Genomic DNA, 587 nt, shown 5'->3' on the forward strand with positions numbered 1-587 from the left:
CGTAGTTCATTGGTACTTTAAAGCTGATTTGAAACTCTGCCTCTTCCTTACGCAGTTCATCGCCGTATTTGGTGTCGGCATACGCACGTTTGTTTACGCGATCACTATAAGTAAACGGCAGAATGTAGTTAATTCGATGTGCAACCAAGCTAAAAGGCTCGAACGCGGTTTGCTTTTCTGATTCCAAACGTTTATCGATCAAGCTTTCTTGCGGTTCTTCTGATTCTTTCGCTGTTGATTCGACAGACGCAGTACTCGTGACTGTATCTAGCTCACACTGCTTGCGAATGCTCTCGATCGTTTCTTCGCCATTGCTTTTTTTCATTGTTTCTAGCAAACATAAATCGTATGCGCTTGCGGTCTCTCCCATCGCCACCGGAGCTACTAATAAACTCAGTATCGATATCCCTGTCGCTTTTGAAGCCATCTGAAATCCTCAATAATCTTGATGTCAAACCAAACAATTCTAATTTTTATCGGTAAATCACTTGCCATAACGGAGTTAAGGTAATGTTAAATGTTGGCCGACTTTACGTCTTGGATTGATACGACAGATTTAAAAGATATCTGCTCACTATGAACAGAGC

General features: G+C 41.7%; 1 protein-coding gene. It reads right to left on the minus strand.

Annotated features, from left to right (window positions below):
• Window positions 1–427, minus strand: a 427-nt coding sequence (locus R7Q09_RS27085; protein ID WP_318144070.1) for a phospholipase A, incomplete at its 3' end; no start/stop codon positions are given.
• Between the last annotated feature and the right edge of the window lie 160 nt (window positions 428–587).

This window comes from Vibrio sp. 2130-1, assembly GCF_033339515.1.